Raw genomic sequence first — 253 nt, 5'->3', positions numbered from 1 at the left:
CCACGTGGATCATGGAAAGACGACGCTGACGGCGGCGATGACGGTGGTATTGTCGAAGAAGTTTGGTGGTGAGGCGAAGTCTTACGCTCAGATTGATTCGGCGCCGGAAGAGAAGGCGCGGGGGATCACGATCAATACGGCGCATGTGGAGTATGAGACGGTGAATCGTCATTATGCACACGTGGACTGTCCTGGGCACGCGGATTATGTGAAGAACATGATTACGGGTGCGGCGCAGATGGATGGAGCGGTG

The 253-nt window shown here is 56.1% G+C and carries 1 protein-coding gene; it reads left to right on the top strand.

Features of this window, described 5'->3' with window-relative positions; all coding sequences use genetic code 11:
- A partial coding sequence (locus IV91_RS0115015) for a GTP-binding protein (protein ID WP_233418510.1) occupies positions 1-253 on the top strand: 253 nt, incomplete at both ends.

Source organism: Ferrovum myxofaciens, assembly GCF_000735045.1.
In the GTDB taxonomy this organism is placed as follows: domain Bacteria; phylum Pseudomonadota; class Gammaproteobacteria; order Burkholderiales; family Ferrovaceae; genus Ferrovum; species Ferrovum myxofaciens.
Note: the sequence above shows the minus strand (reverse complement) of the source record. Positions and strands in the feature narration are given on the sequence as shown.